This is a genomic window from Armatimonas sp., assembly GCF_043760365.1.
Classification (GTDB): Bacteria; Armatimonadota; Armatimonadia; order Armatimonadales; family Armatimonadaceae; genus Armatimonas.
This window is the reverse complement of sequence record NZ_JAYUPA010000138.1, coordinates 1-6,209: the sequence shown is the minus strand read 5'-3', so window position 1 is coordinate 6,209 and position 6,209 is coordinate 1. Positions and strand designations below refer to the sequence as shown.

5 protein-coding genes and 1 pseudogene are annotated in these 6,209 nt (G+C 58.4%); all 6 read left to right on the top strand.

What is annotated here, in order from left to right; translation table 11 throughout:
* A pseudogene (locus ACH2EH_RS03605) lies at positions 1 to 455 on the top strand (hypothetical protein); the annotation flags it as partial.
* A 30-nt stretch (positions 456 to 485) separates the two neighbouring features.
* Positions 486 to 1,334 carry an NAD-dependent epimerase/dehydratase family protein gene (locus ACH2EH_RS03600; protein WP_395139050.1) on the top strand — a complete coding sequence of 283 codons (849 nt, stop codon included), beginning with the start codon at positions 486 to 488 and terminating at the stop codon, positions 1,332 to 1,334.
* A 150-nt stretch (positions 1,335 to 1,484) separates the two neighbouring features.
* The gene (locus ACH2EH_RS03595; RefSeq protein WP_395139048.1) at positions 1,485 to 2,039 is read left to right on the top strand and encodes a PEP-CTERM sorting domain-containing protein; all 555 of its coding nucleotides are present in this window, start codon (positions 1,485 to 1,487) and stop codon (positions 2,037 to 2,039) included.
* Between the two features lie 24 nt (positions 2,040 to 2,063).
* Positions 2,064 to 3,611 carry a DUF4331 domain-containing protein gene (locus ACH2EH_RS03590; protein ID WP_309693483.1) on the top strand — a complete coding sequence of 516 codons (1,548 nt, stop codon included), beginning with the start codon at positions 2,064 to 2,066 and terminating at the stop codon, positions 3,609 to 3,611.
* A gap of 64 nt (positions 3,612 to 3,675) precedes the next feature.
* Positions 3,676 to 5,040 (top strand): tetratricopeptide repeat protein, encoded by a 1,365-nt coding sequence (locus ACH2EH_RS03585; RefSeq protein WP_395139046.1) that lies wholly within the window; start codon positions 3,676 to 3,678, stop codon positions 5,038 to 5,040.
* Positions 5,037 to 6,140, top strand: a complete 1,104-nt coding sequence (locus tag ACH2EH_RS03580) for a HupE/UreJ family protein (protein ID WP_395139044.1) — start codon at positions 5,037 to 5,039, stop codon at positions 6,138 to 6,140. Before ACH2EH_RS03585 ends, ACH2EH_RS03580 begins: the two co-directional genes overlap by 4 nt.
* The last annotated feature ends 69 nt before the right edge of the window (positions 6,141 to 6,209 follow it).

Sequence of the window (6,209 nt, the reverse complement as noted above, 5' to 3'; positions counted from 1 at the left end):
TGGTCGAAGCACTTCACTCCCTGACTCTCTCGGATGCCCAGCGCACCAAGCTTGAAGCCGTCGCGCTGAGGCTGGAGGCAGATCTTCTCGCCACGCTCACCCCCGATCAGCAAGCACAGTTCAAAGAGACACTCGAAAGGCTCAAGAAGGGCGACAAGACCCAGGAAAAGCGCGAGAAACGCGGTCCTTTCGCCGACCTGCTAGACACACTAACGCTTTCCTCAGAGCAGAGCAAGCGGGTGGATCCTATTGTGGACTCTGCCCAGAAGAAGCTCACGGAGCTGACGGAGACGCTCCGGAGCAACCCGGAGGCACGCAAGGATCCCGCCACGCGTAAAGACCTCGCCCAGAAAAACAAGGCCATTATGGACGATGTCCGTGCCCAGCTCCGCCCGCTACTGAACCCGAATCAGCAAGCGCTTCTGGATACCTGGAAAGCCAAGGGCAAGAACTAGCCCTCTCGCTCGTGCGGGTACAATAGCCGCATGAAAACTCTAGTGACAGGTGGGAGTGGAAAAGCGGGTGCCTATGTTGTCCGCGAGCTGGCGGCAGCGGGCTACGAGGTCACGAATCTGGACCAGCGGCGCGTCGAGGGCCTGCCGGGGCAGTTTATCAAAGTGGATCTGACGAACTCCGGCGAGGTCTACGATGCCTTTGCGCAAGTAAAACCTGACTTCGTCTGCCATGTCGCAGCCAACCCCGCCCCAAGCGGCGACCCGCGCCAGACAGTCTTTGCCAACAATACGCTCTCGACCTACCATGTCTTGCAGGCCGCCGGGGATTTTGGGGCCAAGCGCTTCGTCTACGCCTCATCGGAGATGGCGACGGGCTGGCTGACGACCGATCAGCTCCCTCCGAAACTTCCCTTCGACGAGAGCGACCGCGCGACCACGCCCAATGCCTACGCACTCTCGAAGTACCTCGGTGAGGTGATCTGCGACTCGCTCTCGGTGCGCTACCCGCAGATGCCCATTGTCTCCCTGCGCATCAACAATGTCATCACGCCCGAGACCTACACCTGGCTTGCGGATCGCCGCGCAGGCTATCCCCACAATGGCAGCGGCAACTTCTGGAGCTACATTGATGTCCGCGATGTCGCCACCGCGTTTCGCGCCGCAATCGAAGCCGACACTACCGGCCACGAGGTATTTCTGATCGCCGCTGTCGATACCTGCCTGGATGTCCCGCTGCGAAAAGCGCTTGAAGACCGCCACGGCCCCACCCCTCTCGCACTCCTCGCCGAGGGCCACGGTACGTTCCAGAGTGTGTTTGACTGCCGCAAGGCCGAGCGACTTCTCGGCTGGAAAGCGGCCCACTCCTGGCGCGACCAGTAACCCCCGCTTTAGCCGTCCGAAAATGAGCCCTAAATGAGTAGAAAGTGAGTAAAAAGTGAGTATTTTTTAGCCTGTTATCGTTCGCAGGTATACCTTAGAATCATTGTGTCGTCAGGACAAATGTTTACGAAAGGGTCAAACTTACTCAATATGAATAATAACCATAACCGACCTCGGCGGTTCTGCTGGCTTCCCGCCACCGTTCCACTCGGGCTGGTCGCTCTGGTCACTCTTGCAGGCTCCTCAGCGCGCGCTCAAGCACCACTCGTCTCCGCCGTCTATACTCAGACAGGGGGATTCTTCGACTATGACTTCTCCGTTCAAAATTTAGGGGCATTCACTCTCGCAGATGTGAGTATCACCGTTCCTATGGGAGTAGGTTCGGTGACAAATCTGTCGGCACCGACCGGATTTCTCAATCTCTTCGATGCCCTCTCCGGGCTGGTGGATTTCCTGGCGGACGCGGACCCGGGAACCCCCCAAGACTTCTTTGCGGGCACGACCGTTTCGGGCTTTCAGTTTCGTAGCTCCACCCTTCTGACCGCGAGTCCTTTCACGGCTCTCGATGAGATGGGCAATGCCACGAGCGGCACGATTCAAGTAAGCGCTGCTCCCGAGCCGGGCACGCTTCATTTCTTCGCACTCGCAGGAGCCCTTGTTGCTGCAGTTGCTCTCACTCGTCGCCAGCGTATTGCGACTTCTTGATCTCTGAAAGGATAAAAACAACCCATGTCTACACTCTCTTCGCGCCTCCGGGCAACACTGCACACTGCCGCTGCTTTCAGCGTGGCGGGTCTGTCAGTTCTGGGCATCGTCAGCCCAGAAACCGCTCATGCCTCCAGCCATAGCGACGCGCCTCTGTCCAAGATGGACCCACAAACGAACCTGACGGATGTCTACGCCTTTATTCGCACGCGCCCCAGCGGCGAGCGAGTTCTGGTCTGTGAAGTCAGTGTCCGGCCCTTCTCGGAGCCGGGTGATGGTGTCCTCTACGATGCTTTCGCCGATGATGCCCGCTACAGCATCCACATCACCAATCCCACCACCGGCGCGGAGACGCGGCGCTATGACTTTCGCTTCTCGCGAGTCAGCAGCGCGGGTGGTGCCTACAAGAACCTGGACACGATCCTGCGCTACGGTCGAGGAACCGCCGTCGGCCCTATCCAGAATGTCGGGGATGCCACCCAGAACTTCACCCAGACCTACACCGTGACACAGGTCGTCGGAGGGACATCTACGGTGCTGAACAACGGCGCGACTCTGATGGTGCCTCCGTACAACACAGGGCTAGCAACACCATTTTACAATGACACCACAGGAACCCCTGGTACCAACTTGAACTACGGACGCGCGATCTCTGGTGCAACGAACCGCGCTGCTCTGGACAAGTACACCTTCCAGACCACGTATGATCTCTCTGGTGGAACGACGGTGTTCTGTGGCTCACGTGAAGACGGCTTCTATGCTGATACGCCGGGCATCTTTGATCTGCTCAACTCCCGTATTCTGGGAAGCACCCTCGGTCAGACAGGCGGTGGAGTGGATGGCTTCAAGGGCTTCAATGTTCTTCACTACGCTATCGTTATTCCCTTGACGGATTTGACTCCCTCTAGCTACACGGCTCCGTTTGGTAGCGTCGCCAATCGCACAGGTGTTGGGGTCTACGCCTCCGTGAGCCGAGCACGCATCACCCTGCGCTCTGCTAGCGGCGATCCGACTCCCTCCGGACCGGATATTCAGGTGAACCGTCTGGCCAATCCGATCTTCAATGAAGTGCTGGTTGCCATGCGCGACAAAGATCGCTATAACCGCACCTCCCCAACAGGCGATGCCAGCTTTGCGACCTACGCCCTCAACCCCGAGGTCGCCGTCCTGATCAACGCTGTCTATGGCACCAGCTTCGCCACGACGGGCCGTGTGGATCTTGAGACCGTGTACATCCCCGATGTGATCCGTGTGGACACCACCACCGGTGCAGCGCGTGTCTCAGGAGAGAGCGGGTTTAGTCGCCTTGGCTTCATTGGCGGCGACAACCTGACAACCAGCGGCGGTGCGACCATTCCGGGCGGCTGGCCCAACGGACGGCGCTTTGGCGATGACGTGGTAGATGTCGCTCTGACGGCAGTGGCAAGTGGCCCGACCTACTCCACCGTGACGGTCGTGGGAGACAACATCGCCGCCAACGACCAGGTCTACAACCGAACCTTCCCCTATGCCGCAACGCCGCACTCCGGCCTGCGCAACAGCAAGGATTCCGGTCAGAACGTCGGCTTCTAAATTTCGAGAACACTCCCCCAGAGCGAGATCTCTGGGGGGCTTTTCCAAAAATTGGCGTAGAAATATGAAACAACACGTCTTACGAAACCCGCAGCGCAACCTCATCGCACTGGCCGTCGCGGCCAGTGGAGTTGCTACCTTGATAGGCTGGAGCGTCAGCACGCGCCAGGTAGCCGCTTCTCCTGGCCACAACAGTTCACTAAACCCCACAGACTTTCTGGCAAGTATTCCCGAGCCTCTTGCGCTAAGCCCCAGGAGTGCGGACGCGCAGCTTGCAACGTGCAAAGCCAAAGCCAAGGCGACTCCAACAGACGCAACGTCCTGGCTTAATCTGGGCGATGCTTTAATGCAGAAAGCCCGAGAGAGCGCCAATCATCAGTACTACGATCTGGCGGAAAAGTCCTACAGCCAGTCGCTCGCCCTCTATCCCAAAAAAAGCGATGCCATGACCGGGATGGCCTGGGTCGCAGGCGAGCGCCATGCGTTTCCCAAGAGCATCGAGTGGGCAAGCAAAGCTATCGCACTCAATCCGAGTGACGAAGCGGCGTACGGCCTGATTGGCGATGCACAAGTGGAGCAGGGCGACTACGAAGGTGCATTCAAGAGCTACCAGAAGATGCTGGACATCCGCCCCGATCTGGCGTCCTATAGCCGGGGCGCAAATCTCCTCTACCTCAGTGGCGACACCCGTAAGGGAATGTGGCTGATGACAAAGGCGATCAAGGCAGGTGGTGCCTACAGCGAAAATACTGCCTGGTGTAATGCGAAATTAGCGGAGATGCTACTGGGCGAGGGTGCCGTTCTCCCCGCCGAAAACATTCTCAAGGATGCCCAAAAAGTCGCGCCAAACGACTACAATGTCCTCGCGGTGCTGGGCAAAGTGAAGGCTGCACAAGGCCAGTACGCCCAAGCCATCGCGCTCTATCAGAAAGCCCTTGCTATCGCCCCACAGCACGCGGGCCTCGTTGCCCTCGGCGATCTGTACACAATAACAAATCAGACGGCCAAGGCGGAAGAGACTTTCGCACTCGTCGAGAAGCTGCACGACGAGCACCAGAAATCCGGTAGCAGCGACGAACTCTACATGGCCCGCTTCTTCGCCGAGCACGACCGTCAGCTTCCCCGCGCCCTTGCCATCGCCGAAACGCATAAAGACACGAAAAATGCCATGAACGCGGATACCGTCGCCTGGTGCTTTTATAAGAGTGGCAAGATCGAGGAAGCAAAAACAGTGATCACCCGGGCGCTAAAAGCCATCGCTCCCGATGCACCGGTTCTCTACCACGCCGGAATGATCTCCGCGCGGCTCGGGGCTAAGCCCGTGGCGCAGAAGTATCTTGCACAGGCACTGAATCGCAACCCCCACTTCAGCCTGCTCGACACTCCCATTGCCACTGAGACTCTCAAAACTCTAGGCAGCACCCGATGAGAGCCGTGTGGGCGATTCTAGCGTTTCTCTTTTGCTGTCTCACGCCCACATCGGCACATGACATTCAGCGCAGTCAAATCGAGCTGCGGCTAGGCACGAGCGGGGTGGAGGCGACGGTTACATTCTCCGTTCTGGGCTTCTCGCTGGACTATCCGGCCCTGCAGCTTGGCGGGCAGGCGCTGGAGAAAGTGGTCACGGAGAATCGCACGCAAATGGCGGAGGCCGTGGCGACGCGCCTTGGCCTCATCGCCGACGAACAGCGACTTACACCTGAGGCCCTGACGCCTGAGCGGAGCGAGTTTCTACCGGAGCGCAAGGCCATCCGCCTGTATCTCTCCTTCCGCTGGCTCGCGCCTCCCAAGCACCTCGAAGTGCGGACAGGCAGTCTGTTTCCCGTGGATCCCAACCACACGGTCTTCGTCACGCTCTATGAGGCAGCGCACTCCGACGTGCTGCTGCGCGAAGCCGTCCTGAACCACACCACGCCTTCGCTTTCCTACGCGCTCGGCAGTAAGCAGAGTCTTTTTTCCGTGATCCGACAGTTTATCCGTGAGGGCATTCATCATATCTTTATCGGGCCGGACCATATCTTGTTTGTTATCGGCCTGCTCTTGCTGGGTGGGAATGTGAAGCGGCTGCTGAAAATCATCACCGCCTTCACGCTAGCCCACAGCATCACGTTGGTGTTGGCAACACTGAATCTCGTCACGCCCTCGCCGCGCCTCATTGAGCCCCTCATTGCTCTCAGCATTGTCTTTGTGGGCATCCACGCCCTGAGTCAGCTCTCACAAGAAGCGAAACAACGCTCGGAGAAAGACCTGCGCCTGACGCTTGCGTTTTTCTTCGGGCTGATCCATGGTTTTGGTTTCGCCAGTGTTCTGCGCGAGCTGGAGTTGCCACGTGAGGCACTGGGCTGGTCGCTGTTCTCCTTTAACGTCGGCGTCGAGCTCGGACAGGCCTGCATTGTGATTACCGTCGCTCAGTTATTATCCTGGCTGCGTCGTAAGAATGAAAAAGCAAGCTGCCTCATCGTCTTTATCGCTTCCTGGTGCGTCGTCCTTGCTGGAGCCTACTGGTTTGGCGAGCGCTTATTTGCGTAATTCTTCTCGCGCTTGTTCCCGTTGAAGCGGCTCCGGTAGTATGCTCTGAATCCTCTAAATGGGCGTGGG

Excerpts from the sequence above, each read along its gene's own strand:
- ACH2EH_RS03595 (WP_395139048.1), top strand. The coding sequence starts at position 1,485 with ATGAATAATAACCATAACCGACCTCGGCGGTTCTGCTGGCTTCCCGCC.
- ACH2EH_RS03585 (WP_395139046.1), top strand. The coding sequence starts at position 3,676 with ATGAAACAACACGTCTTACGAAACCCGCAGCGCAACCTCATCGCACTG.
- ACH2EH_RS03580 (WP_395139044.1), top strand. The coding sequence starts at position 5,037 with ATGAGAGCCGTGTGGGCGATTCTAGCGTTTCTCTTTTGCTGTCTCACG.
- ACH2EH_RS03590 (WP_309693483.1), top strand. The coding sequence starts at position 2,064 with ATGTCTACACTCTCTTCGCGCCTCCGGGCAACACTGCACACTGCCGCT.
- ACH2EH_RS03600 (WP_395139050.1), top strand. The coding sequence starts at position 486 with ATGAAAACTCTAGTGACAGGTGGGAGTGGAAAAGCGGGTGCCTATGTT.